Source organism: Zobellella sp. DQSA1, from assembly GCF_041950555.1.
Taxonomy (GTDB): Bacteria; Pseudomonadota; Gammaproteobacteria; order Enterobacterales; family Aeromonadaceae; genus Oceanimonas.
In genome coordinates this window covers 3,578,198-3,603,728 of the sequence record NZ_CP169531.1, presented here as the reverse complement: position 1 = coordinate 3,603,728, position 25,531 = coordinate 3,578,198, and the positions used below count along the sequence as shown (strand labels likewise).

At 62.5% G+C, this 25,531-nt stretch carries 25 protein-coding genes; 16 read left to right on the top strand and 9 right to left on the bottom strand.

Annotation, left to right across the window (positions count from 1 at the left end):
* The first annotated feature begins 1,127 nt into the window (after window positions 1–1,127).
* A complete protein-coding gene (locus tag ACEVBK_RS17210) occupies window positions 1,128–2,717 on the top strand; it encodes an acyl-CoA dehydrogenase family protein (RefSeq protein ID WP_375056123.1) in 1,590 nt (529 codons plus the stop codon).
* On the opposite strand, the gene ACEVBK_RS17205 is transcribed toward ACEVBK_RS17210, so the two are convergent.
* From ACEVBK_RS17205 to ACEVBK_RS17195, 3 genes are all read right to left on the bottom strand, one after another.
* Window positions 2,718–3,572, bottom strand: a complete 855-nt coding sequence (locus ACEVBK_RS17205) for a putative metalloprotease CJM1_0395 family protein (protein ID WP_375056122.1) — start codon at window positions 3,570–3,572, stop codon at window positions 2,718–2,720.
* A 3-nt stretch (window positions 3,573–3,575) separates the two neighbouring features.
* Window positions 3,576–3,863: a flagellar biosynthesis protein FlgE gene (locus ACEVBK_RS17200; protein ID WP_375056121.1), complete on the bottom strand. Its 288-nt coding sequence runs from the start codon at window positions 3,861–3,863 to the stop codon at window positions 3,576–3,578.
* Window positions 3,864–3,980: 117 nt separating this feature from the next.
* Complete coding sequence (locus ACEVBK_RS17195; RefSeq protein WP_375056120.1) at window positions 3,981–6,221, bottom strand: TonB-dependent receptor domain-containing protein; 2,241 nt, start codon at window positions 6,219–6,221, stop codon at window positions 3,981–3,983.
* 376 nt (window positions 6,222–6,597) lie between these two features.
* On the opposite strand from ACEVBK_RS17195, the gene ACEVBK_RS17190 reads away from it, so the two are divergent.
* Genes ACEVBK_RS17190 through ACEVBK_RS17150 form a run of 9 tightly spaced genes read left to right on the top strand, consistent with a single transcriptional unit; the run spans window position 6,598 to window position 12,559 of the window.
* Window positions 6,598–7,218 carry a PepSY-associated TM helix domain-containing protein gene (locus tag ACEVBK_RS17190; protein WP_375056119.1) on the top strand — a complete coding sequence of 207 codons (621 nt, stop codon included), beginning with the start codon at window positions 6,598–6,600 and terminating at the stop codon, window positions 7,216–7,218.
* Between the two features lie 17 nt (window positions 7,219–7,235).
* Window positions 7,236–7,724: a DUF2271 domain-containing protein gene (locus ACEVBK_RS17185; protein WP_375056118.1), complete on the top strand. Its 489-nt coding sequence runs from the start codon at window positions 7,236–7,238 to the stop codon at window positions 7,722–7,724.
* A gap of 1 nt (window position 7,725) precedes the next feature.
* Entirely contained in the window at window positions 7,726–8,535 is an 810-nt protein-coding gene (locus tag ACEVBK_RS17180) for a DUF4198 domain-containing protein (protein ID WP_375056117.1), read from the top strand.
* Between the two features lie 10 nt (window positions 8,536–8,545).
* Window positions 8,546–8,845, top strand: a complete 300-nt coding sequence (locus tag ACEVBK_RS17175) for a hypothetical protein (protein ID WP_375056116.1) — start codon at window positions 8,546–8,548, stop codon at window positions 8,843–8,845.
* Complete coding sequence (locus tag ACEVBK_RS17170) at window positions 8,832–9,329, top strand: hypothetical protein (RefSeq protein WP_375056115.1); 498 nt, start codon at window positions 8,832–8,834, stop codon at window positions 9,327–9,329. The genes ACEVBK_RS17175 and ACEVBK_RS17170 overlap by 14 nt, the downstream gene beginning before the upstream one ends.
* Window positions 9,326–10,207, top strand: a complete 882-nt coding sequence (locus ACEVBK_RS17165; RefSeq protein ID WP_375056114.1) for a metal ABC transporter solute-binding protein, Zn/Mn family — start codon at window positions 9,326–9,328, stop codon at window positions 10,205–10,207. Before ACEVBK_RS17170 ends, ACEVBK_RS17165 begins: the two co-directional genes overlap by 4 nt.
* Complete coding sequence (locus ACEVBK_RS17160; protein ID WP_375056113.1) at window positions 10,207–10,902, top strand: metal ABC transporter ATP-binding protein; 696 nt, start codon at window positions 10,207–10,209, stop codon at window positions 10,900–10,902. The genes ACEVBK_RS17165 and ACEVBK_RS17160 overlap by 1 nt, the downstream gene beginning before the upstream one ends.
* Window positions 10,902–11,780 (top strand): metal ABC transporter permease, encoded by an 879-nt coding sequence (locus ACEVBK_RS17155; protein ID WP_375056112.1) that lies wholly within the window; start codon window positions 10,902–10,904, stop codon window positions 11,778–11,780. The genes ACEVBK_RS17160 and ACEVBK_RS17155 overlap by 1 nt, the downstream gene beginning before the upstream one ends.
* A complete protein-coding gene (locus ACEVBK_RS17150; RefSeq protein WP_375056111.1) occupies window positions 11,777–12,559 on the top strand; it encodes a hypothetical protein in 783 nt (260 codons plus the stop codon). The genes ACEVBK_RS17155 and ACEVBK_RS17150 overlap by 4 nt, the downstream gene beginning before the upstream one ends.
* Before the next feature lie 157 nt (window positions 12,560–12,716).
* On the opposite strand, the gene ACEVBK_RS17145 is transcribed toward ACEVBK_RS17150, so the two are convergent.
* Window positions 12,717–14,684, bottom strand: a complete 1,968-nt coding sequence (locus ACEVBK_RS17145; protein WP_375056110.1) for a TonB-dependent receptor domain-containing protein — start codon at window positions 14,682–14,684, stop codon at window positions 12,717–12,719.
* A gap of 226 nt (window positions 14,685–14,910) precedes the next feature.
* Here ACEVBK_RS17145 and ACEVBK_RS17140 point away from each other — a divergent pair, with 226 nt between their 5' ends.
* The gene (locus tag ACEVBK_RS17140) at window positions 14,911–15,831 is read left to right on the top strand and encodes a LysR family transcriptional regulator (RefSeq protein WP_375056109.1); all 921 of its coding nucleotides are present in this window, start codon (window positions 14,911–14,913) and stop codon (window positions 15,829–15,831) included.
* Here ACEVBK_RS17140 and ACEVBK_RS17135 read toward each other — a convergent pair.
* From ACEVBK_RS17135 to ACEVBK_RS17125, 3 genes are all read right to left on the bottom strand, one after another.
* Window positions 15,828–16,184, bottom strand: coding sequence for a metalloregulator ArsR/SmtB family transcription factor (locus ACEVBK_RS17135; RefSeq protein ID WP_375056108.1), 357 nt, complete (start codon window positions 16,182–16,184; stop codon window positions 15,828–15,830). The two genes, ACEVBK_RS17140 and ACEVBK_RS17135, sit on opposite strands and share 4 nt — an antisense overlap.
* The gene (locus tag ACEVBK_RS17130; RefSeq protein WP_375056107.1) at window positions 16,178–16,591 is read right to left on the bottom strand and encodes an ArsR family transcriptional regulator; all 414 of its coding nucleotides are present in this window, start codon (window positions 16,589–16,591) and stop codon (window positions 16,178–16,180) included. The genes ACEVBK_RS17135 and ACEVBK_RS17130 overlap by 7 nt, the downstream gene beginning before the upstream one ends.
* Before the next feature lie 90 nt (window positions 16,592–16,681).
* Window positions 16,682–16,843, bottom strand: coding sequence for a hypothetical protein (locus tag ACEVBK_RS17125; protein WP_375056106.1), 162 nt, complete (start codon window positions 16,841–16,843; stop codon window positions 16,682–16,684).
* Window positions 16,844–17,028: 185 nt separating this feature from the next.
* On the opposite strand from ACEVBK_RS17125, the gene ACEVBK_RS17120 reads away from it, so the two are divergent.
* Together ACEVBK_RS17120 and ACEVBK_RS17115 are read left to right on the top strand one after the other, a co-directional pair.
* Complete coding sequence (locus ACEVBK_RS17120; RefSeq protein ID WP_375056105.1) at window positions 17,029–18,333, top strand: inosine/guanosine kinase; 1,305 nt, start codon at window positions 17,029–17,031, stop codon at window positions 18,331–18,333.
* A gap of 77 nt (window positions 18,334–18,410) precedes the next feature.
* Window positions 18,411–19,181 carry an EAL domain-containing protein gene (locus tag ACEVBK_RS17115; RefSeq protein ID WP_375056104.1) on the top strand — a complete coding sequence of 257 codons (771 nt, stop codon included), beginning with the start codon at window positions 18,411–18,413 and terminating at the stop codon, window positions 19,179–19,181.
* Between the two features lie 67 nt (window positions 19,182–19,248).
* Here ACEVBK_RS17115 and ACEVBK_RS17110 read toward each other — a convergent pair whose 3' ends face one another.
* Complete coding sequence (locus ACEVBK_RS17110; protein ID WP_375056103.1) at window positions 19,249–20,151, bottom strand: LysR family transcriptional regulator; 903 nt, start codon at window positions 20,149–20,151, stop codon at window positions 19,249–19,251.
* A gap of 238 nt (window positions 20,152–20,389) precedes the next feature.
* Between ACEVBK_RS17110 and ACEVBK_RS17105 the strand changes: the two genes are divergently transcribed.
* The 3 genes from ACEVBK_RS17105 to ACEVBK_RS17095 are packed head-to-tail and all read left to right on the top strand — an operon-like array spanning window position 20,390 to window position 24,080.
* Complete coding sequence (locus tag ACEVBK_RS17105; RefSeq protein ID WP_375056102.1) at window positions 20,390–21,547, top strand: M20 family metallopeptidase; 1,158 nt, start codon at window positions 20,390–20,392, stop codon at window positions 21,545–21,547.
* Window positions 21,548–21,561: 14 nt separating this feature from the next.
* Window positions 21,562–22,959 (top strand): YfcC family protein, encoded by a 1,398-nt coding sequence (locus tag ACEVBK_RS17100; RefSeq protein WP_375056101.1) that lies wholly within the window; start codon window positions 21,562–21,564, stop codon window positions 22,957–22,959.
* Window positions 22,960–22,973: 14 nt separating this feature from the next.
* Window positions 22,974–24,080 (top strand): mandelate racemase/muconate lactonizing enzyme family protein, encoded by a 1,107-nt coding sequence (locus tag ACEVBK_RS17095; protein ID WP_375056100.1) that lies wholly within the window; start codon window positions 22,974–22,976, stop codon window positions 24,078–24,080.
* A 123-nt stretch (window positions 24,081–24,203) separates the two neighbouring features.
* On the opposite strand, the gene ACEVBK_RS17090 is transcribed toward ACEVBK_RS17095, so the two are convergent.
* Window positions 24,204–25,490, bottom strand: a complete 1,287-nt coding sequence (locus ACEVBK_RS17090) for a TRAP transporter large permease (RefSeq protein ID WP_375056099.1) — start codon at window positions 25,488–25,490, stop codon at window positions 24,204–24,206.
* Window positions 25,491–25,531 lie beyond the last annotated feature (41 nt).

The following is a 25,531-nucleotide window of genomic DNA, read 5'->3' as shown; positions in this document are numbered from 1 at the left end:
AATAGGACGTATCAGACTACAACGTGATCTACGAGTCGAACAAAACAGTATTTTCAAAAAACGTTCGCATTTTCACACTGTCTTTTCTGACAGCTGTTCGGGTTGAGGGCCTTGCCCTATATTTACCCCGATAGTTGGCTGCTTTAGGCCTCTACAGTTGGGTTGGACCTGGATTGGTGGGCCGAGTGTGATCGGTGAACCTGCGCACGGGAGAGCGGAATTTTCTTGTTCATACTCCTTTTCGCCATCTTGTCTGCCTTTTGACAACCTTGGGGAGAATCCGATGAAACGTATACTCACAGCACTCGTTGTCTGCGCTTCGCTGTCGGCGATAGCGCCGGCCAATGCTCTTGCCACCAGCAGAGATGACTTTTGCAATATGCCTTGGTATCAACTTAGTGGATGGCAGGCCATCGCTCTGGCTATCTGGGGTAGACCCAGCTATTGTCAAACGCCATAGCGTAGGTAGCTAGACCAACGTTCGTGACACAGCGGCCCTGGTGGCCGCTGTTGTTTTTGCCTGGTTGGACAGCGACGGAAAAGATGATGCGGTGAATTCACTCTTCCTGATCTGAGCACCTGTTTGAGATCTCGGGTGTGTCCCCGGCGTGCCGTAAACCTATCCTGGCATGGAGGGGGCGGCAGAGCTGCCCCCGGAGCATCTGGACCAGCTGTTGTCTTAATAGCTAGGCGAAATTGTGCAGCAGAGCCAGTGCAATGGTTCCCGGCAATCCTTCCTTGAGCCAGCCAGTCTTCGTCAGTACTGCCTGTGGTTTTTACGGCATGGTTCTAATGGCTTTCGCCTTATGGCTGGCGAGGTTTCGACCATGTCGTCCTGCCTGCGCTTGCTTTCAGTCTGCCGGCAACTTTCTCGGTGCAGTGGGTCGTAATCTGGGACGTGGCAGGCTTCTTATGCGGGAGGATTTCTCTTGCTGCCCTGCGGCGAACTCTGCCGAGCCCTGATGCCGCAGGTCGGCATGGTGATGGTCGGACTGACGGGGGCGCCGTCGAGCATGTATTTTCCATTCCGGGTCTGGTCCGGGCCACCCTCTGCGCAGGATCTGTCATCCCGCAAAATGCCACCGCTTTCTATACTGGGGCTGAACAGGCCGAGCGAGGAAGCTGCCATGGACAACCAGACCCCCGATTTCGTCGACCAGGACGCCTTCACCCTGGACCAGGCGCTGGTGGAGGGCGTACAGCGTGAAGGTGCCGTCTGGGCCCGGCCCGGGCTGGAGCAGTACGGCCGCTGGATCACCCGTCCCGACATCATCGCCGCCGGTTTTGCCGCCAACCGCTGGCCGCCGGTGCTGCACGGCTTCGACAAACGCGGGCGGCGGCAGGACAGGGTGAGCTACCATCCGGCCTACCACCAGTTGATGCACCATGCCCTGGAGGCCGGCCTGCACGCGGCGCCCTGGCGCGAACCTGGCACCGGCGCCCAGGTGGCCCGGGCGGCGCGCTACTACCTGCACAGCCAGGTGGAGGCCGGCCACTGCTGCCCGGTGACCATGACCTTCGCCGCCGTGCCGGTGCTGCAGCAATACCGGCCCGACTGGCTGGGCAAGGTGCTGGCCCCGGGCTATGACGGCGACGACAAACCCCACGAACAAAAGCGTTGCCTGACCCTGGGCATGGCCATGACCGAGCGCCAGGGCGGCTCGGACGTACGCGCCAATACCAGCCGGGCCGAACCGCAGCGGGACGGCAGCTATTTGTTGCACGGCCACAAGTGGTTTATGTCGGCGCCCATGTCCGACGCTTTCCTGGTGCTGGCCCAGACACCGGCCGGGCTCAGCTGCTTCCTGGTGCCGCGCTGGTGGCAGGGTGAGCGCAACGGCCTGGAGCTGCAGCGGCTGAAGGATAAGGTGGGCAACAGATCCAACGCTTCTGCCGAGGTGAGCCTGATGGCGGCCGGGGGCTGGTTGCTGGGGGAAGAGGGCCGGGGCCTGCACACCATCATCGAAATGGTGGCGTTGACCCGCTTCGACTGCATTCTGGGCTCGGCGGCGGGCCAGCGGCAGGCGGTGGTGCAGGCGGTGCACCATGCCCGCCACCGCAAGGCCTTCGGCGAGCGGTTGATCCGCCAGCCGCTGATGCGTCAGGTGCTGGCGGACCTGCAACTGGAAGTGGAGGGCAGCCTGGCCCTGGGATTGCGGCTGGCCCGGGCGCTGGACGACAGAACAGTGCCGGGCGAGGCTGCCCTGGTGCGCCTCGGCACGACGCTCGGCAAATTCTGGGTGTGCAAGCGCAGCCCTCAGCATGCTGCCGAGGCCATGGAATGCCTGGGCGGCAACGGCGGCATGGAAGACTTCATCACCGCCCGGCTGTACCGGGAGGCGCCGATCAACGCCATTTGGGAAGGCTCGGGCAATATCCAGGCGCTGGACGTGCTGCGGGTGCTGGCGAAGAATCCGGACGCCCTGGCGGCGCTGCGCGGCGAGCTGACTCCGGCGCTGGCGGCCTTTCCCCGGCTGGGTCGTGCCTGGCGGAGCCTGGCGCCGTTGCTGAAAAATCCGCAGCCGGAACAGGCCCGTCATATCGCCGAGCGGCTGGCGCTGCTATGGCAGGGGGCCATTTTGGCCCGTGGCACGCCCGAAGGGGTGGCCAACGCCTTTATCGACAGCCGGTTGGGAGAGGGAGGGATGACCTTCGGCACCCTGGCGCCGGGCTGCGATCTGGAGCTGCTGCTGCAGCGGGCCCTGGCCGGGGACTGATCAGGCCAGATTCAGCAAGCTGCGGGAGTGGGCCTGGGCGGCCTTGCCGTAAACGCCGGTGATCACCTGGTTTCTATGCGCCATCTGGTCCTTGGCCCTGTCTTGCGCGCCCGCTGAGTCCGGCGCTTCGCCGTCGGGAGCGGGCGTTGGGCCTGAGTGGTCGTCCAGGCCGGGGGTGGCAGTCCGGGTGGGAGCGGTCGATTCCAGCAACTCGGCCTGGGCGTTGCGAATATGCTGTTCGGCCCGGGCGGCGGCGGCTTTGTCGGCCTGGGAAGGTTCGGCCGGTGCCAGGGCCGCGGCCTTGACCTGGCGCATTTTTTCGATGGTGGCCCGGGGATCGCCGGGGATGGGGGAGATGTCGATTTGCACCTCGCCACCCACCGCGTACTGCTTGCCGTCGGGGCCAGTTTCGAACTCATAGCTGGGGGCGCCGGCATGCTGGCCGCCCACGCTGGCGTGCAACTGTTCGTGAATACGCACTTCCCGGTCCCGCTGCAGCAGTTCCTGCAGTTGCTGCACTTCCTCGGCGCTCATTTCCTCGCCGGACGGCTTGGTCGGCCGGGCGGGCTCACCGCTGGCCTCGGTTGCTTCGCCTTCGGCGGTTTCATCCGCCGCCGCTCCGGTGGTGCTGTTGTCCTTGGCATCGGCAGTGTCGCCGGTTTTGCGGCCTCGGGCATCGTACAGCCCGAACTCGTCCGGCCCATCCTGCTCCCGGCGCGGGTCGGAGCCGGCAAAGGCGTCGGCCTGGCCGGCGGGCGGGACATGCTCGCGCTGTTCGTTGTCCTGGCGGATTGGGCCTGTGACGGGCGGAGCCGGGGTGAAGGCGATGTCGCCAAAGACGGTGCCGATCTGCATCGGTCAGATCCGGATATCGATCAGGGTGCCCAGCACCTCGTCGGTGCTGCTCAGGCTGTTGACGTTGGCCTGGGCATGAAACTCGCCCAGCCTGAGCTGGATAAGGCTGTCGGTCACCGGTTGCTGGCTCGCATCCACGAACTGATCCGGATTGACTTCGGGCGCGCTGTCTGACCGGTTGGCGACCTGGTTGAGGTTCTGCCGGCTGATATTGACCGAGGCCTCGGTCACCCCGTCGGCGGCACGCTGGTAGCCCTGCAAACCGGCGGAAAAGGCGGACTGAATATTCATCGGACCTCGCTTGGGTTCGTTCGGAGCGTTCAATTATTCATCATAACGGCCGACGGGGAAAGGCAGAAATGAAAAAGGCCCTCCGCAGAGGGCCAAACAGCAGGACTTGAACGGGTATCAGAAACGGATATTGGTGGACAGCCAGAGGCGGCGGCCTTCCTCCAGGGTACCGCTGGTGGCGGCGCTCGACTGGGTGTAGTCGGAGGCCCAGGCCGCGCTGCCGTTGCCGGCGGTGTAGTGGGTGCCGGTGGTGAAGTCCTTGTCGAACAGGTTGTAGATGGTGGCACTCAGGGTCACGTTGTCGGACGCCTGGTAGGTGCCGCCGAAGTGGAACACCTCGTAGCCCTTCAGATCACCGGCCGCATCGAACAGTTCCTTGTTGGCTGCGGACAGGTTTTCATACTTGCTGAGGAAGCGCGTCCGCTTGCTGCGGTATTCCCCCTTTAGCCACAGGGTCAGTTGCTCGGTGGCATCCCAGCTCAGGTTGGCATTGAGCAGATGCTTGGGGGTGTTGGTCAGGGGTTGGCCCTGATCGGCGCCGCTCTTCTGCTCGCTGTCGGTAAAGGTGTAGTTGGCCGCCAGTTTCCAGTCCGGGGCGAAACGCCAGCTGGCGCCCAGCTCCAGACCCTGGGTGACCGCTTCGTCCACGTTGATGGAGCGGCCAAAGTTGTCCTGGGTGAAGCCGCTGCCGAAATCGACACAGCCCGGCTGGTTGGGATTGCTGGTGGCATGGCAGTTAGGACGGGGATTGCCGGATGCTATCTTGTCCTTGAACTTGTTGTGGAACAGGGTGGCGTTGGCGTTGAAGCCGTCCAGGTTGTCGTAGTAGACGCCTACCTCGGTATTGGTGGTCACTTCCGGCTGCAGGTCCGGGCTGCCGACGGTGATGGTGGCACCCTGGGCGGTCACGCCGTTGATGCCGTTATGCAACTGGTTCAGGCTGGGAGTCTTGTAGCCCCGGCTCACGCCACCCTTCAGGGTCCAGTTGTCGGACGCGGTCCACACCAGGTAACCACGGGGGCTGACATGGCCGCCGAAGGCTTCGTGATCTTCGTAACGGGCGCCCAGGGTCAGGGCCAGATCATTGCGCAGCATCCACTCGTCCTCGGCGAACAGGGCCCAGGATTTCTGCTGGAATTTTTCGGTGGCGATGCCGTCTTCCACTTCGGCATCCCACCACTGGCCGCCCAGGGTGGCGATATGAGCGTCGCCGATGGGGGCTACCAGCTTGGTGTCGAACACCAGGTCGGTGGATTTCAGCTCCCGATCGTTGCCGCCGATCAGGGAAGGGTAGCCGGTATAGGCCACACCGAGGGTACCGGGGATGGTGCGGCCGATGGTCTCGGTGGTGTTGTGGGTCAGGCTGCTGTCCAGGGTGCCGAAACCCAGGCGGGCGGTATGACTCAGCGCTATCTGCTCGCGTTCGAAACGCAGTTCGTCCTTGTAACCGTTGATCTTGGTCGGGGCGTCGGTGGTGCAGCCGGCGGTGGCGTTGCCGCCGCTCTTGCCGTCCAGGTTGCCCAGCTGGCAGTCGTCGTTGTTATAGACCTGCCGGCCTTGCTCCACATCGAGGGAGATGTCCTGGTTCTCGTTCGGGGTCAGGCTAAGGCGTCCGCCCACCGTGTAGTTGCGTCCTTCCACCGGCGACGCACCACGTTTGCTGACCTTTGCATCGTTGTCGAAGGTCAGGTCGGAGGCGCCCCGGTCGAGCACGCTGCCCCGCACGGCCAGGCCGAGCAGGCCGTCCACCAGGGGACCGCTGGCATAGAAGCTGGTGCCGCTGGTATCGCCATAGTCGCGGTTCTGCTGGAAGGTGTGATCCAGGCTGAGCGAGCCGCTCCACTCGTCGGCGACCTTCTTGGTGATGATGTTGATCACGCCCCCCATGGCATCGGAGCCGTACAGGGTGGACATGGGGCCGCGGATCACCTCGATACGCTCGATGGCGGACATCGGCGGCATAAAGCTGGTTGAGGTTTCGTTGAAACCGTTGGGGGTGACGTTGCCGGCGGTGTTTTGGCGGCGGCCGTCGATCAGGATCAGGGTGTAGTCGCTGGGCATGCCGCGAATGCTGATGTTAAGCCCGCCGGTCTTGCCGGTGCCCTGCCGGATGTCGATGCCTTCCACTCCGTCCAGGGCCTGCGCCAGGTTGCTGTAGCGTTTCTGCTGCAGCTCTTCTTGCCCGATGACGGTAATACTGGCCGGCGCGTCCTTGACGTCCTGTTCGAAGCCGGAGGCGCTGACGACCACGGTATCGAATACCTGGGCGGTCTGGGCCTGGGCGGTGGCCACCGCAACAGCATTCAGCAACACCATTGAAATGGCGCTGGCAAGGCCGGTGGGCTTGGGCATGGGCATTTCTACTCTCCTGTACAAAGATGCCGGCTGGCGATATAAACAGACTTACTAATGAGAATGATTATCATAGGCGGGTGCATTGTATGAAAATGGTTCCCGAAGAGTGAGGGAAAATAATGGAACGAATCGTTCCATTTTATGCAACGGAGGTGCTTTATCCCTGCTGGCGGCATGGATTAAGACGGTGATTTTTATTTTTTAATTAAAAATCATTGCATTATGTTTTTTGTTGATAGGAGGAACCTGCCTGTTTAAGCGGTGGGGACCTGCTAGAGTCTCAATGTTATCTATTTAAATAGAGTTGACAATTATTCTCATTAGCAAGATCATCCGGGCGTTTTGGATACCCGAACCTGCACGGAGCGCCACCTTCCCCATGCCCAGCCAGTCGACCCGCTTTTCCCAGGCCCCCCGCTGGGTTCGCCCCCTGCATACCTACAGTTCCATGCTGATGCTGGTGATCATGCTGTTTTTCACCTTCACCGGCCTGACCCTGAACAACCGCCACTGGCTGCCGGAACCAGAGCCGGAGTGGGAAGCCGAGCTGTCGCTGCCCGAGACCCTGGCCGGCTCCGGGCTGTGGCGGGAGGACCCCCTGCTGGCGGCGAGCCAGGTCTGGCTGTGGATGAGGGAAGAGCAGCAACTGGCCGGTGGCGAGGTGCGCTTCGACTGGTCGGAAGACGAGGGGCTGCTGCTTATCGATATCAAGCGGCCCGGCGGCTACAGCCTGGTGGAAGTCTTGCCGGAAGAAGGCGAGGTGTGGCTTGCCAGCCGCCACTACGGCTGGATGGCGGTGCTTAACGACTTGCACATGGGCCGCTACAGCGGGCCGGGCTGGCGCTGGTTTATCGACGCCTCGGCCCTGGTGATGCTGCTGTTTACCCTGACCGGCCTGTGGCTGGTGTTGCCCATGCGCCGTCGGCGGGGCCGTATGCTGACCCTGAGCGGCCTGGGAACGGCGCTGATGGCCGGTATCTATGTCTGGATGTTGTTTTAAGTGCGGGAGATGCACGAATGAAAAAGCCATTGCTGGCATTGATGCTGCTGGGGGCCGTGCAGGCGCACGCCCAGCAGGTGGAAATAGACCTGACCTTGCCCGAGATCGGCGGCGCCATGTATTACCGCCCCTATGTGGCGGTATGGGTCGAGGACGCCGACGAGCAGCCGGTGAAGACCCTGGCGGTGTGGCGCAAGGAGCCGGACTGGCTCAAGGACATGCGCCGCTGGTGGCGCAAGGCGGGCCGCTACGACCAGGGTGAGCTGGACGGCGTGACCGCGGCCACCCGCAAGCCGGGCCGGTACCGGCTGAACTGGGACGGCACCGATCAGCAAGGCCGGGCGGTGGTGCCAGGCCAATACCATATCAACGTGGAAGCGGCGCGGGAGCACGGCAGCCGCAGCCTGGCGCGCCAGACCATCCAGCTGGGCGGCGGGGCTGCCAGCTATCACCTCGAGCCGAGCGAAGAGCTGGGCGAAATCACCATTACCCTGGGAGCGCAATAACGTGAAAGCATGGACTTCTTCCCTGGCCGCCCTGGCCCTGGTGGCGGGCGGTGCCTCCGCCCACCCGATCTGGATGCTGCCGAGCGAGTTCAGCCTCTCCACCGAGGAGGCCCACTGGATCACCGTGGATGCCACCGCCTCCCACGGGGTGTTCAGTTTCGACAAGCCCATCGGCCTCGACAACGTCACCCTCTACGGTCCGGCCAACGAGCCCCGGCGTATCGGCCCCTACTTCAAGGGCCAGCGGCGCAGCGTGTTCGACATGGAGCTGGCCGACAGCGGCACCTACAAGGTGGAGCTGCGTTCCCCCGAGCGTTATTTCACCAGCTATGTGGTGGGCGGCCGGGACACCCAACGCCGTATCTTCGGCAACAAGGTGGAAATCCAGTCCGAGTTGCCCAAGGCAGCCCGGGAGGTAACCACCTTCGCCGCCCAGACCATCAGCGCCTTCTACGTCACCAAGCAGGCGCCCAGCCAGGCCGTGCTGGCCGTTACCGGCAAGGGCTTCGAACTGGACGCCCTGACCCATCCCAGCGACGTGGTGGTGGGCGAAGAAGCCCGCTTCCGCTTCACCTTCGACGGCGAGCCGGTGGCGGAGCTGAAGGTGGAAGTGGTGCCCCACGGCACCGCCTTCCGTGATTCCCGGATGCAGACCGAACTGGTCACCGACCAGGACGGGGTCGTGCGCTTCACCCCCGAATTGGCCGGCCCCCATCTGCTCAGCACCAACCTGCGCCGAACCATCGACAGCCCGCTGGCGGATCAGGCCGGGGTCAATTACCTGCTGAGTTTCGAAGCCCTGCCCGAATAGGAGAACGAAGATGCTGCGAGCCCTGTTGCTCGGCCTGGGCGTGGGACTGGCCGCCCCCGTCCTGGCCCATTATCCGGTGATGGACTGCCAGCGTGACGCCGAAGGCGTGGAGTGCCGGGTCGGCTACAGCGACGGCACCCTGGCTGAAGGCGCCGAGGTGGTGATGTACAGCTACGACGACGACGTTATCGCCAGGGCGGTGGCCGACGCTCACTCCAGGGTGCATTTTTCCTGGAACGAGCAGGAGTTCTACATCCAGTTCGACGCCGGCCACGAGGATCCGGCGGAGTTCGACTATGTCGAGCTCTGAGTCGGGCGCTGAGCCGGGGCGGAGCACCCTCGAGCGGGTGCCGCCCGACGATGGCCGGCGGGAAAGCCTGTGGGTGGCACTGGCCATGTCGCTGGTACTGGCTGCCGGTGCCGCCGGCATCTGGCTGCGGCAGGAAGCAGCCGAGCCCCCGGCGGCCCACCTGAGCCTGAACCGGGAGCAGACCCAGTGGTTGACCGAGTTGTCCATCGGCGCGGAGGAAATCCGCTTTATGGCGCCTGCCGGCGGACCCTGGCCGGAGCTGGCTGCCCTGGTCGCGTTGGCGGTGCCCCCTTTCGACCGGCCCGAGTACCGCTGGCAACAGCCGGCGCCGGACTGTTACCAGGCGGTGGATCCGGCCAGCCAGGGCGACTTTGCGCTCTGGCTGGCCCCCGAGGGCGGCATTTTCTTCCATGCCGGCGATTCTCATCCGCTTACCGGCTGCCACGAACTGACTTCCTGGATCCGAATGGACAATCAACCATGAACAGATGGCTTCTGCTTTGCGCCGGCCTGCTGGCCACCACTTCCGTCTGGGCCAGGCCCCTGGTGGTGGGCATTACCCTGCACCCTTACTACAGCTATGTCAGCCATATCGTCGGTGATCGGGCTCGCATCCAGCCGTTGATTGAAAGCGGCTTCAACCCCCACAGCTACGAGCTGCAGCCCTCGGATCTGAAACGGCTGCTGGAGATGGATGCGCTGGTGCTCAACGGCATCGGCCACGACGAATTTGCGGTGCACGCGCTGGAAGGGCTGGAGTTGCCCAAGCTGACCCTGATCCAGGCCAACCGGGATCTGCCGCTGCTGTCATCCGGCAAGGGCAGCAACAGCTACAACCCCCATACCTTCGTGTCCATCGACGCCGCCATTCGCCAGTTGTACACCATCGCCCGCGAACTGGGCCGGCTGGATCCGGACAATGCCGACTACTTCCAGGCCAACGCCCTGGTCTATGGCCGGGAGTTGCGCGCGCTCAAAAACCGTTACCGGGGCCAGTTGCTGGAGCTGGACCTGTCCCGGGTGCGTATTGCCAGCACCCATAACGCCTACGGCTACCTGCTGCAGGAGTTCGGCATCGGCATCGACACCGTGATCGAGCCGGCCCACGGGGTGGAGCCCAACGCCAGCCAGCTGCAGCAGACCATAGACCGCATCAGGGACGCCAACATCCAGGTGCTGTTCACCGAGCTGGACATGGACAACCGCTACGTCCAGCTGATCGAAGAGGCCACCGGCATCCGCATCTACCATTTCTCCCATATGACCTTCGGCGACTACGATGCCGGGCTGGTCTCGCGCGAGATGGAACATAACCTGCAAACCCTGGTACAGGCGCTGCGCTTCGCGGCGGAGGCATCCTGATGGGGCCGACGCTGGAGCTGGAACGGCTCAGCCTGAGCCTGAACCGGGTAGAGATACTGGCGCCCCTGTCCGCCACCCTGGCGGGGGGCCGGCTGCATGCCATCATCGGCCCCAACGGTGCCGGCAAGTCGTCGCTGATGAAGTGCCTGCTGGGGCTGCGCCCTCACCAGGGCGATATCCACCGCCGTTGGCCGGGGCGGCCCGACAGGCCCGCCTATGTGCCTCAGCAGGCCCAGTTCGAGCCGTCACTGCCGATCACCATCGAGGAATTCATGCTCACCACCCTGAGCCGGCGGCCGCTGTTCGGCTGGGGGCGGCGCCGTTGCCGGGCGCGCATCCGGCAACTGCTGGCGCGGGTCGGGCTGGAACACAAGGGACAGCTGCGCCTGGGCCAGTTGTCGGGCGGTGAACGCCAGCGCCTGCTGTTCGCCCAGGCGCTGGAGCGGGACTCGTCGCTCTGGTTTCTGGACGAGCCCATGACCGGGCTGGATCAGGACGCCCAGGTGCTGATCAACCGGGAAATAGCGCGGCTCAAGGCGCGGGGCTGCACCCTGCTGGTGATCCATCACGACATGGAATGGGTGCGTCGCTACGCCGACGAAGTCTGGCTGATCGACGGCGGACTGCGGGCCCATGGCCGGCCCGAGCAGCTGTTGCCCGCCGACGGATCCCGTCCCCTGGAGGCCTGTGCCTGATGGAAAGCCTGCGTCAAAGCATTTTTGCCCTGTACGAGGCGGGGGTATTGCCGCCCATGTTCCAGTACGCTTTTCTCACCAACGCCCTGGTGGCGGCGCTGCTGATGGGGCCGCTGCTCGGCGCCCTGGGGCCGCTGGTGGTGGTCAAGCGGCTGGCGTTTTTCTCCGAGGCGGTGGGCCACGGCGCCCTGACCGGAGTGGCCATCGGCATCCTGCTGGGCGAACCCGCCACCCAGCCGCTGGTGGCCCTGTTCAGCTTCTGCATCCTGTTCGCGCTGCTGCTGCACTGGGTGAAAAGCCGCACCCAGGTTCCCTACGACGCCCTGGTGGGGGTCTTCCTGTCCTTCGCCATCGCCCTGGGCGCGGCGCTGCTGCTCTACGTGGCGAAGAAGGTCAACGTGCATATCCTGGAAAACGTGCTGTTCGGCTCCATCCTCACGGTCAAGGACGGCGACATCCTGGTGCTGGCGCTGATCGCCGCCCTGGCCCTGGTGCTGCTGGCCCGGGGCGCCAACCGGGCGTTGCTGGCCAGCCTGTCGCCGGAGCTGGCCCAGACCCGGGGTATTCCGGTGCGGCTGTACGACTACCTGTTTATCCTGCTGATCGCCCTGGTCACCGTGGCCTCGGTCAAGGTGGTGGGCGCCATTCTGGTGGGGGCGCTGTTGCTGATCCCGGCCACCGCCGCCCGCCTGGTCAGCCGCAACGGCCGCCAGTTCTTCTGGCTGTCGGTGCTGTTTTCCACCCTCAGTTGCTGGCTCGGCATCCTGTTGCCCATGGCCGGCGCCCTGCCCATTCCTTCCGGGGCCGCTATCGTCATTATCGCCTCGTTCGGCTTCGTGCTGGCGCTGGGCATCCGTCGCTGGAGATCCATAGAATGAAACTGCGTTGCTGCTTGTATCTGCTGTTGCTGCTGTTGCCGCTCGGCGCGCGGGCCGCCGCCGTGGCCAGTGCCGTGCCGGTGCTGCATGCCCTGAACCAGTCGCTGCTCGAGGGCACCGGGCTCGAGGCCCGCTACCTGCCACCGGCCCGGCTGCCGGTCAACCGCATCGGCGGCTGGCTGGGCAAGGTGGATGCCGGCCATTTGGCACCGGCCGAGGCGCTGCTGACCATTGAATCGGTATGGCCCGGCCTGGAGCTGTATCCGCTGCTGCGCCAGCTCGATATCCGGGTGGTACCCGTCGACGTGGCCAGCGAAATCGCCCCGGGCGGGGCCCGGGTGACCCAGCGACCCGGACTGACGACTCCCGACTACTTCTGGCTCGACTTCGCCAACCTGACCCTGATGACCAATGTGGCGGCCCGGGATCTGGCGCGGCTCTGGCCCGAGCAGGCGGGGCTGATTGAAGCCAATCGCCTGGCGCTGCAACGGCATATCCAGCAGCAGGCGATGCGGCTGGACGAGCTGCTGCTGAGCCACGACATCGGCTCGGTGGCGCTGATGGACGAGCGGCTGACCCCCCTGGCCCAGGCCATGGCGCTGCCTCTGGTGGCGCCCGAGTCGGCGGATCTGCTGCTGGCCGCCGGCAAGGCCGAGGCCGACACGGCGGCGGTATGGGAGCTGGACCCGCTGGCCCGGCCCCAGCGGCGGAACCTGGGCGGCTGGCTGACCAGCCAGGTGGATGCGCTGGAGCACGCCCTGGCCGGCGCCGGATCCTGAACCGGCCCGGTGCCGAGAGTACGGTAAACGCGATATCAATCGCGTGGCGGGCAACGCCAATCCTGCATCCGCGGCGGGGAATTCAATAAACGGCCTCGAGCCGGCTACAAAAAAGGCCCTCCGCAGAGGGCCCCCAGTAGGTAAGCGTCAGGAACAATCAGAATCTCACATCCAGCCCCACCCAATAGGTGCGACCGTCCAGTACCCGGCCGTGCTGGTCTGAATTGATATCGGTATCGGTCAGGTTGTAGATGCCGAACAGCAGGCTGGTGGCGTCGCTGGCCCGGTAGTTGCCGCCTATATCCAGGGTTTTGTAGGCATCGTACTTCTGACCGGCAGCCCCGCTGCGGTTGAGTTCGGTCTCCGATCCCATATAGCTGGCGGTGGTCCAGAGGGTGAGTTGATCGGTGGCCTGCCAGTCCAGGGTCGCCGAGGCCTGGTGGCGCGGAATCTTATTCAAGGGATCGCCCTTGTTGGCACCGCTGCGTTGTTCGGAGTCGGTAAAGCTATACTGGCCCGACAGCGACAGGCTTTCCCCGAGAGGGATGCCCAGATTGACTTCCAGGCCCTGTATTCTGGCGCTGTCCACGTTATCGCGGGTCTGGATGAAGTCGTGGCTGCTGCCGGAAGGCGAGGTGCATCCCCCGCTGTTGGTCGCGTCATCACACTGGGTGTAGATCATGACCTTGTCTTTAAAGTCGGTGTTGAACAGGGTCAGGCCCGCGCTGAAGCCTGTTTCGTCCTCATACAGCAATGCTATCTCTTCATTGACGGTTTTTTCCGGTTTCAGATCCGGGTTGCCGAGGATCACTCCATCCCGTCGTCCCCCTCCGGTGACCTGCCCCCAGTCGGTGGCCACTTCCCGCAGGCCGGGAGCGCTGAAGCCGGTGGACACACCGCCCTTCAGGGTCCAGTTGTCGTGCAGGCGCCATACGCCATACAGGCGGGGGGTGACTTCATTACCGTAGTTTTGATCCCGGTTAAACCGTACCCCACCGGTCAGGGCGAAACTGTCGGTCAGTTGCCATTCGTCTTCCAGGAAGAGGGCACCACGCCAGCGTTCAAGGCTGCTCACCTCGGGTTGGTATTTGTTGCCACTGTCATCCAGCGCCTCTTCCATATACTGGCCACCGAGGGTGATCAGGTGGTCGCCTACCGGTAACAGCAGGCTGGTGTCCACCACCTGATTTTTGATCTCCATGTCCCGGGTTTTGTTCTCCGCTTTTTCATGGGTGTAGCTGAGTTGGCTGGTGCCAAAGGTCCAGCGTCCTTCATGAGACAGGGAATACTGGGTCCGTTCGTATTCCGACTCGCTGACACTGCCGCCGGTGTCCCGGCTTTTGCCGGGGGTGCTGGTGCGCTCCTGTTTGCTGCGGTTAAGATCCAGGCGGATATCCTGGTGTTCCGTGGGGGTCAGGTCGAAGCGTAGGCTGGCACCGTTCATTTCCTGTTTGGGGTAGTAGCCGACGCGGTCGTCTTCGTCACGGCGGGACACCTTGCCGGAAAGCTGCACGCCCAGCAGCCCTTCCACCAGGGGGCCGCTCACGGCGGCGCTGGCCTGCTGGCTGTCGCCTGCGTAGCCGCGATCGCGGAAGCTGTTTTCCAGCCGTACCGAGCCGGTCCAGCTGTCACCCACCTTCTTGGTGATGATGTTGATTACCCCGCCCATGGCGTCGGAGCCGTAGAGAGAGGACATGGGACCACGGACTACCTCTATGCGTTCTATCATGTCCAGCGGAGGTATCCAGCCTTGTTCTATACCGGGACCATCGCTGTTGGGGCGGGTCTGGCGGCTGCCCTGACGCTTGCCGTCCACCAGGATCAGGGTGTATTGGGCGGCCATGCCGCGGATACTGATGTCCTGGCTGGCGCCGCCGCCGGTGATGGTTACCCCGGGCACGCTGCGCAGGGCATCGGTCAGATCCCTGAACGATTTCGCCTTCAGCTCTTCGGCGGTAATGACACTGATGCTGGCCGGTGCATCTTTTACATCCTGCTCGAAGCCGGACGCGCTGACGACGATGGTATCGAAAACCTGAGCCTGCTGGGCCAGGGACGGTAGTGACGAGGTCATCAAAGCGGCGGAAACGGCACAAGCCAGACGGCTTGGAAGAGGGAAGGGCATTGCAGGTTCTCCTGTCTCATTGTTGGTTATTAAAAATAATTATCATTACCTTTTTCGATTGTGATTATAAAAATAATCTGCTGGCAAAGGGGAGTGTCGAAAGTGGAACATCATGTTCAACAATCATGAACGCGACAAAAAAACACGGTAATGTTAACGATTCTTATTTGTGAGTGGTAAACTGTCGCCCTTTCCGTCCCTCTTTTCTTGGATGTGAAGTAGCCTTATGCACGATTTGCTGGAACTGGAAGGTTTTACCGCCGTCATGGCCTGCGGCAGCCTGACCGAGGCGGCCCGGCAACTGGATATGCCCAAGTCCACCCTGAGCCGGCGCCTGAGCCAGCTGGAAGAAAGGTTGGGCCAGCCCTTGCTCAACCGCCAGGGCAACCGGCTGCAGGCCACCGAAGCCGGGCTGCTGTTCGAGCAGTACAGCCGGCAGATACTGCGCCTGGCCGAGCAGAGCCGGCAGGCAATGGACGACCTGCGCGAGGAAGTGAGCGGCGAACTGGTGGTACGGGTGCACAGCAGCTGTTGTCGGAGCTGGTTTCCCCGGGCCCTGGAAAGCTTTCTCGCCGCCTACCCGGGCATGCGCATCTCGCTGCATACCGAAACCCGGCCGCCGCGGCCGGGGGAGGGCCAGGGCGAAATCTGGCTGTGGGTGGGCAAGGATCCGGAATGCGGCCTGCGCCATGAGGTGCTGAGCTACTGGCAATGCGGCCTGTACGCCAATCCCGGCTACACCTGTGTCCGAGGGCAGCCGGGCCATCCGCGGGAATTGCCGGCCCATGCCTGGGTCGACTGGCTGGGCGAGGCGGGCGAAGGGCTGGTGTTGCGGCACGAATCCGAGGGTGAATATGTATTTCAGCCCCCGCCTTCCCGCCTGATGGTGGACAACCTGGTGCTGCAGATGGATGCCATTACCCGGGGCCAGGGCATCGGCATACTGCCGGTGCAGTTCGCCGAGGGCTATATGGCGGCCCACCCGGGCAACATCATGCGCTGCCTGCCCGAGTGGCGGCTGCCGTCACGGCCGGTGGGGCTTTTGTACTCCTTCGGGCGCCAGCCGCGCAAGGTGGGGGCGCTGCTGTCCCATATCCGCAAATCGATACCGGAAGAGTGGCGTTATCAGGAAGAGCAGGCCTGCTAGCAGCACAGCCGCTGGCGTTCGGGCCTGTTGCCCATGTGCGCCAGCCGGGCCCGGGCCGGGGTGATATAGTCCTGATAATGGCTGAAGGTGTGCTGCAAGATGGCCCTGGTGCCGGCATCCAGGGCCGGCGACAGCCGGTAGTAGACCCATTGGCCCTCGCGCCGGTCGGCCAGCAGGCCGTGCTGGCGTAGCAGCGCCAGGTGACGGGAGATCTTGGGCTGGCTCTCGTCCAGGGCGTGGGTCATTTCACAGACGCACATTTCCTGCTCGGCCATGATCATCAGCACCAGTTGCAACCGGGTGTCGTCGGACAGGGCCTTGAACAGGCTGAGGGGGAGGGCTTCGGTTACCACAGGGACTTCTCCTGGCGATCCTGTACCAGCACCAGCAGCTTGATGCGCTCAAAGATTTCGTGCACTACCCTGGCGGCTTCCGGCTGGGAGCAGCAGGAGGCGTCTTCGAAGTGCCAGGCCATGAAACGGGCCGACGGCACCGCCTGGGCGGCGGCCTCGGCCTGTTCGCACAGGCTGATCACGATATCGAAATACTGATCCGCAACCCTATCCAGCCCTTTGCTGTAGAGTCCTTCGGTGCTGACGCCAAGCCGGTGCAGGGCGGCCAGCGCATTGGGCTCTATATCAGAAGGCTGGAGGCCTGCGCTCGTCACCTCGTAGCGGTCAGCCGCTAGGTGTTTGAGCAAGGCCTCGGCGATAGGAGAGCAGACGGCATTGCTGTGGCAGACAAAAAGCACACGAGTCATGACGGAATCTGGATCCTGAATGATGGCAACATCATATATTCGGACTTCCATATGTCAACGTCGGCTTCATCCTATTGTCATCTGGTTGCGCTAGAGCCGGCTTGCCAGGGCCTTGGCGAGGGCACGGGTGCTGCTGAAGGCCGCTTCCACCCGTCCGCCCAGGCCCCTGGCCTTTTCAAACAGGGTTATCCCGGCCCGGGGCAGCAGTTCCCGGACCAGGCCGGCGCCGATAATGGCGATGCTGGGGTTCATGGCGTCCTTGTGTGTTGGGGGTGCGGGCCTTGTCTTGACCGGGCCACCGCCGAGGGTCTTTCATTGGAAGAGGGAGGGCGCCGGCAGATTTTTTGAAACTCAAACGTTTGCGCATTTTCTGTACCGGTGAGCCGGCCGCGGCTTTTTGCTAGACTCCGCCCCACTGTTTTTAGAGGTGAAGATAAATGAAGTTTCCCGGCCAGCGTAAACACAAGCATTTCTTCCCGGTGGAGTCGCGGGATCCGCGCCTGAGCGAGCTGCTGCCCCAGAACAAGCCGCTGTCCGGCCATATCTGCGGCCTCGACCAGGTGCTGGTGGATATCGAAGCCCATGTGGACGACGGCTTCCTGGCCCGGCACGGCCTTTCCAAAGGTCACTCCATGCTGCTGGCGGCGGACAAGGCCGAGGGCATCTACCGGGAACTGCTCGAGCGGAAACTGATCGTCTCGGAATTCGCCGGCGGCACCATCGGCAACACCCTGCACAACTACTCGGTGCTGGCCGACGACAGATCCGTGCTGTTCGGGGTGATGAGCGAGAATATCCGGGTGGGCAGCTCGCCCTACCGTTACCTGTGCACCTCTTCCTCCCGGGTGGATCTGAACTATCTGCAGCCGGTGGCCGGCTCCATCGGCCAGTGCATCACCCTGATAAGCCCGGACGGCGAACGCAGCTTCGCCATCAACAAGGGTATGATGGACTGGCTGACGCCCGCCTACCTCGACAAGAGCCAGATCCAGACCGCCTCGGCGCTGGTACTCACCGCCTACCTGATGCGTTGCGAAGAGCACGAGCCCATGCAGCAGAGCGCCCTGCAGGCGGCCGAGTGGGCGCGGGAAGCGGGGGTGCCGGTGGTGCTGACCATGGGCACCCGCTTTATCGTGGAAGACCGCAAGGACTGGTGGCAGCAGTTTATCCGCGACCATGTCACCCTGGTGGCGATGAACGAAGACGAGGCCCTGGCCCTGACCGGCATCGCCGACCCGCTGCTGGCCTGCGAGCAGGTGCTGGAGTGGACCGACCTGGTGCTGTGCACCGCCGGATCCGCTGGCCTCTACCTGGCCGGTTACGTGGATGACGAGCACAAGCGGGAAACCAGCCGGTTGTTGCTGCCCGGCGCCATTCCCGAGTTCAACCGCCATGAATACTCCCGCCCCATGCGCAAGGCCGACTGCACGATGCCGCTGAAGATCTACACCCATATCTCACCCTACATGGGCGGGCCCGAGCGCATCAAGAACACCAACGGCGCCGGCGACGCGGCCCTGGCCGCCCTGCTGCACGACATGGCGGCCAACGACCACCACCGTCACAACGTGCCCGGCAGCGTGAAGCACCGGGCCCGGCACCTGACCTATTCCTCCCTGTCCCAGGTGAGCAAGTACGCCAACCGGGTCAGCTTCGAAGTGCTGGTGCAGCATTCGGCCCGGCTGTCCCGCGGCCTGCCGGAGCGGGAAGACTCGCTGGAGGAAGCCTACTGGGCGCGGTGAATGCCTCCGCCCGGCCTGTTACCGGGTGCCGTTATCTGCTACAAGTTAACGGCGAGGTACAGCATTAAGGCCATGATATGGATATTCCCGCACAGATTAAGCAGCAGAGCTGCATGGATTGCCTGAGCGGCCAGTCGCTGGGATTCGAGATCAGGATGGCGTTCCAGCCCATCATCGACTGGCAGCAGCAGGACGTGTTCGCCTACGAGGCCCTGGTGCGCGGCCCTGACGGCCAGGGCGCCGGCTGGGTGTTCGATCGCATCACCGGTGACAACAAGTACTATTTTGACCAGTCCTGCCGGGTAAAGGCGATAGAAACCGCCAGCCGCCTGGGCTGCGATAAGCTGCTCAGCATCAACTTCCTGCCCAATGCCGTGTACAACCCGGAAACCTGCATCCGTGCCACCATAGAGGCGGCCAGCCTGTTCGGGTTCGATCTCAGGAAGATCATCTTCGAGGTGACCGAAGGCGAACAGATCATCAGCCAGGACAAACTCAAGCGCATTTTTGAATCCTACGCCCGCCATGGCTTCCTGACCGCCATCGACGACTTCGGCGCCGGTTTTGCCGGGCTGGACTGGCTGCACAGCCTCAAGCCCGCCATCCTCAAACTGGACATGAGCCTGATCCGCGACATTCACCGGGACGCCGCCAGGCAGCGCCGCCTGGCCGACGTGCAGCAGCTGTGCCACAAGCTGGGTACCCTGGTCCTGGCCGAAGGTATCGAAGTGGAGGAAGAGCGGGATTTTCTGGTTAACGCCGGAGTACGCTACCTGCAGGGCTACCTGTTCGCCAGACCGGCCCTGGAGCAGCTGGTGGGGCGGGACGAGATCCTGGGGTGGGAATAACCACCATACTGGCCTGTCTCGTAGACGTGGATTTATTCGCGTGAGTCAGCAATATCATGACCACCTTTTAAACCTGGCTGTTCATCAAGGTGCTCATACTCATGGCTACATGGCGCAGCGATTCAATTTCGGCTGATTTGTCACCCTTTCGCCACGCCAGCATCAGCGGCGAATAAATGGGGAGGTCATCGAATTCATAGGCAACCAGGTTCTCATCCCCCTTTGCCAGAATGCTGGGCATGATGGCGTAGCCCATGCCCGTGGCCACCAGCCCTCGAATGGTAATGTCGTCATGACACTCCTGCACGATATGTGGCGTAATGCCTGCATTACGGAAATATTGGTCAATGCGATCGTAGCTGCCCGGGGTTGAATTGCGGTTAAAGCAGATAAAGGGAGCCGCGGCAAAATCGCGCAGCGACGTCGGAATTTTATCCAGCAGGCTGGGATGACGGCGACTAATCACCGCCATGCGGAAATTGCCAATCGGCAGCGTATCCAGGAGTGGTTCATCATCCGGTTCGATGAACAGGACTCCCGCATCGATGTTTCCCTGCAGGAGCGCCGTCGTCTGGGGGCCGGACAGCATGGACTCGAGCGACAGCCGAATATCCGGATACTGCGTACGGAATCGACTGATCAATCCTGAAATGCTGGGAATATAAGGATGTATGGTGGTGATGCCGATAGACAGGCTGTCGATATGACCGTCCGAGATGGCTTTCGTCTTCATGGCGACGTTGTCAAAGTCGGCCACCAGACGCACGGCATTGTCATACAAGAATGTCCCCGCCCGGGTTAAGACCACTCCCTTGTGATTTCTGTTGAGCAGCCGGGTGCCCAGTCCTTCTTCGAGCAGCCGGATTTGTCGGGTTAACGCCGGCTGGGCAATGTGAATTTTCTTCGCCGCCGAGGTGATGGAGCCCTCATCGACGACCGCCAGAAAGTACTTCAGTTTTCTTATATCCATGGTGTTATCTCGCCCTAATCCGCTTGTGGCATATCAAAAAGGCATGTCCCTATCGAGAAGAAGTATTTTCCGGTCATTAACCCGTTGAATATGATGAAAAACGCCTTTCAGTGCAATATCACGGAACGGCGGTTGAATGGACTCTTTCCCCTGAAAGAGCGCTTCTCGTCGGAAGCACGAGCGCCGTTCTCGGGAGAGAAAGCCAGTATCTGGCAACGACAACAGAGGGATCTACCTAATGCAAGAGCGTGATATAGAGCGCATGATTGCCTTTCGGCGTGAGCTTCATCGGTTTCCGGAACTTTCCTGTGACGAGCGGCAGACCGCCGAGCGGGTGGTCGGCATGCTGCGCGACATCGGCGTCGATGAAGTTCATCAGGGTATAGGCGGCCACGGTGTGGTCGGCATCATCAACGGCTTGTCCGCCGGGCGCAGCGTGGGGCTGAGGGCCGACATGGACGCCCTGCCGTTGGTGGAAGAAAACAGCATGGCATACCGCTCCAGCCATCGGGGGGTGATGCATGCCTGCGGCCACGACGGCCATACGGCGATGTTAATGGGTGCTGCGCTGGACCTGGTGCAGCAGAGGCCCGCTGCCGGGCGCGTGGTGCTTATCTTCCAACCTGCCGAGGAACTCGGCACCGGGGCTCCGGCCATGCTCGACGATGGCTTGCTGGATCGCTTTCCCTTCGACGCCATTTTTGGCATGCACAACTGGCCCGGGGTCGAGAGCGGTCGCTTCGTGGTCCACGATCGGCCCCACATGGCCTCGAGTGACGATTTCGAAGTGCAGTTCAACTCCGAAGGCGGCCATGGCGGCATGCCCCACCTGGCGGCGGATCCGGTCTTTGCATCCGGACTGTTCGTGACCGCTCTGCAACAGATAGTCAGTCGCAATACCAATCCCGAGGATATCGCCGTGGTCAGTGTCGGCAGTCTTCAGAGCGGCCATGCCAGCAACATTATCCCGGCCATGGCCAGGATCAAGGGCACCGCCCGCAGTTTCAAACCCGGCGTACGGCAGCAGATCGAGAAACGTATTCACGAGATCGTTGAAGGGATCGGCCTGGTGACGGGCTGTTCCCCAACCATTGATTACCGACCCTCGACCCCGCCGGTGGCCAACGATCCGGCCTGTGCTACCCTCGCGCGCAGCGTGGTCGAAGAGCTGTGGGGCGCGTCCCAACTGGTGGATCATCCGATCAGCATGGGCGCCGACGACATGGGTGCTTTCCTTGAAAGAGTGCCAGGCACCTATGCCTGGATTGGTAATGGTTGCGGTGGTTCGGCTCCGCAGCTGCACCAGCCGGATTATGACTTCAACGACGACATACTGGAGAAAGGAAGCCGCTTTCTTTCCCACGCCGCCCGACGTTTTCTCGACGGCAACCGGTGAGTCCAGGGGGGAATATGAATCATCTAGACAGAACCACAGTGCTCGATACCACCCCACGCTGGCAGCTCGGTTTTCCACACATCTTCGTGGTCTTGTTCACCTTTATCTGCGTCGCGGCCATCATGACCTATCTCATCGATGCGGGAAGCTATGAGCGCGTGCTCTCCGAACAAGGGAAAACCGTGGTGGTGCCCGGCAGTTACGCCACCATTGATGGCCAGAAAGCGACTCTGCTTACGCCATTCATCGCCGTTTTCGAGGGCATGAAAGAAGGCAGCAGCATCATCTTTTTCATTTTTATCTCCGGGGGGGCCTTCGGGGTGCTCAAGGCCACGGGGGTACTGCAGAAGCTGGTGGCCAGTATCAGCCGTAGCCTGTCGGGCCACGACATCATCCTGATCCCGTTGCTGATGCTGTTGTTCGCCATCGGTGGTGCGACCTTTGGTCTCGCCGAGGAGACCATCGCCTTTATCATCATCCTGGCACCCATGATGAGGATGCTGGGCTATGACGCCATGGTCGCCGCCGCCGTCCCGCTGGTGGGGGCTGGCGCCGGCTTCTCCGCCGCGTTCATGAATCCCTTTACCGTCGGCGTGGCCCAGGATATTGCCCAGCTGCCGATGTTTTCGGGCATGGGCCTGCGGGTAGTTTACTGGCTGGTGTTTGTCAGTGTGAGCATCGCTTTTGTGACCTACTATGCCGCCAGGGTGAAATCGGTTCCGGTGCCCGGCACCGCCGGGGGCCAGGATGCGCTTAGCGAAAGCCCGCTGACCCACGCCGACCGTTTAATCCTGTCGGCCTTCGCCGGCGCCATACTGCTGATTGCCTACGGCGTGATCCGCCATGGCTGGTATATCGGTGAGATGTCCGGGATGTTCCTGCTGATGTGCATGCTGGTCGGCACCTTTGCTCGCATGAGCCCCAACGAGATCGCCGAGCATTTTGTCAACGGGCTCAAGGACATCGCCATGGGTGCACTGGTGGTGGGGTTTGCTTTCGGCATCCTGATCGTGCTCAAGAATGGCAGCATTCTCGATACCATCCTCTACCACCTGGAGCAGTTGCTTGGTGGCATGCCGCCGGTGCTGACGGCCGTCGGCATGTTCCTGGTGCAGTTGCTGCTTAACTGTCTGGTGCCTTCCGGCAGCGGACAGGCCGCCCTGACCATGCCGCTGATGGTACCGCTGGCCGACTTGGTGGGCGTGACCCGCCAGACCGCGGTGCTGGCCTTCCAACTGGGCGACGGTATTACCAATATCGTTACGCCTACCTCCGGCTATTTTATGGCCGGGTTGTCGGTGGCCGGGGTGTCCTGGAGCAAATGGATCAGGTGGATTCTGCCGCTCTTTCTTATCCAGCTGACGCTGGCCGCGGGCATGGTTACCCTTGCCTATTATCTCTCCTGGTCTTGAAAGGAAGTTTTCTTATGCAGATTAAACAGATCACCGTCTATGGCGTGCGCTTGCCACTCAAGCAGCCCTTCAAGATTGCCTACGATACCTACGAGGATATCGAAAGCATCCTGGTGAGGATTGAATCCACCTCGGGCGAAACCGGTTGGGGAGAGGCGGTCGTCGATCAGCATGTGTCCGGGGAAACCTGGCAGTCGGCCCGCCAAATCATTACCCGGGAACTGGCTCCGTTGTTGTTGGGGAGCTCCTTCGACGGAATCGGTCCTTTCCACAAGGCGGCGGAGGCGCGTATCCGCCACAGCCCTTCTGCCAAGGCCGCCTTGGATATTGCCCTGCATGATTTGCTGGCCCGGCACTGCAAGGTGCCGCTCTATAGCCTGCTTGGCGGGCGATGTCATGCCCGCCTCGAGCTGCCCTGTGTGATCAGCATGTTGGCACCGGAGGAAATGGCGCGCCAGGCGCGGGAAGCCTGCGCCCGGGGTTATTCCTCGGTCAAGATCAAGCTCGGCGATGCTCCGCAACAGGACATAGAGCGTATCGCCCGCGTCCGGGAGGCGATGGCGCCGGGCGTGGTCCTGCGGGTGGATGCCAACCAGGGCTGGAGTGCCAAGCAGGCCCTGCAGGTGATCCGCCAGGCCGTGCCCTATCGAGTGGAATGGTTCGAACAACCGGTCTCCATTGAAAACCTGGATGCGCTGACGCGGATCACCCAGGCGACCGAGGCGCTGATCATGGCCGATGAACCCATCCACGGCGTGCGCGACATGCTCGAGGTGGTCCGCCGCCAGGCGGCGGACATGGTCAATATCAAACTGATGAAGTCCGGGGGCCTGTATGCCGCCCGGGCCATGGCCGAGCTCGGCCTTGCCGCCGACATACCCTGTCAGATCGGCTCCATGGTGGAGTCGTCGGTAGCCACCCTGGCCGGGGCGCACCTGGCGTTGGCCCACAGCAACATCGTGGCCAACGATCTGGTGGGACCGTCGATGATCTCCCGCGATGTCGCCGACATGCCCGGCAGCGAGACCCATATAGAGTTGTCCGGCGCCCCCGGGCTTGGCATCCGGGTGGACGAAGAGCGGGTGCGGGCAATGAGCACCTTCGAGGACTGCGTCGACTGATGCCGTGATGAGCCTGGGGTAGCGCTGACCCCCAGCCCCGCCGCTTGGACGGAAACATGAAAAAGCCCCGGCACCATGGGTGCCGGGGCTTTGTTTTCGGTGTCTCAATACGCGGGACAAGTGTCAGTCGGCAAAGGCCGTATCCCGCAGGAACAGTGCAATCTGCGGGAAGGCGATAATCAGCCCGGCGGCGGTGATCAGGATGAAGATAAAGGGCGGGGTGCCGCGGATCACCTCCATATAGGGGCGCCTGAAGATGGCGATGGCGGTGAAAATGTCGCACCCGAACGGCGGGGTGGCCGAACCGATGGCCACCTGCAGGGTGATCAGCACACCGACCAGCACCGGATCCAGGCCGGTGGCCTGAATCGCCGGGGCGAAGATGGGGGTGAGCACCAGGATCACCACGATGGGATCGACGAACATGCAGGCGATAAAGAAGGCCACGCAGATGGCGATCAGCACGCCCACCGGGCCGGCCTGGCTCACGCCCACCGCATCCAGGATGGTCTGGGGGATCTGGGCGAAGGAAATAATCCAGGAAAAGCTGTTACCCACGGCCACCAGAATAAATACCACGGCGGTGATCAGGCCGGTGGATTTGGCGATACGATAGATTTCACTGAACTTGAGCGAGCGGAAGATCAGAAACTCCAGCAAAAAGGCATAGAGCACGCATACCGCCGCCGCCTCGGTGGGGCTGAAGATACCGCCGTAAATGCCGCCCACCACGATCACCGGGAAGAACAGCGGCCACAGGGCATCCCTTACCGAGCGGGCCCTTAGCTTCCAACTGGCCCTGGGCTCGGTAGGAACCTGGTTTTTATGGGCGTAATACAGGCAGTAGAGCGAGAACATCGCCAGGATCAGCAGGCCCGGGCCGATGCCGGCGATAAACAGCTCGGCAATGGAAGTTCCGGAGATCACGCCGTAGATGATCATGCCGATGCTCGGCGGGATCAGAAAGGCGATGTCGCTGGCGTTGATGATCAGCGCCAGGGTAAAAGAGTCGGAATAACCGGCCTTGAGCATTTTCGGGCGCAACGGGGAGCCGACCGCCACCACCGTTGCCTGGGTAGATCCCGACACGGCACCGAACAGGGTGCAGGAAGTGGCGGTACTGATCGCCAGGCCTCCCTTGATGTGCCCGATAAAGGCCATCACCATGTTGATCAGCCGGTCCGCCGAATGGCCGCGGGTCATGATATCCGCCGCCAGGATGAACATGGGCACGGCAATCAGGGAAGCGGGGCGGATCCCGGACATCATTTGCTGGATGAAGGTGCTCATCTGGCCGAAGCCGTCGAACATCATTACAAAGCCGACGACGGCAGCCGTCGTCAACGGGATCATCATCGGAAAGCCCAGCAGCAGGAGCCCGATCATGATGATCATCAATATCGTTGCCATGATGAATGCCTTTTGTCGTCTGGTTCGAAAGCGGTGGGGGG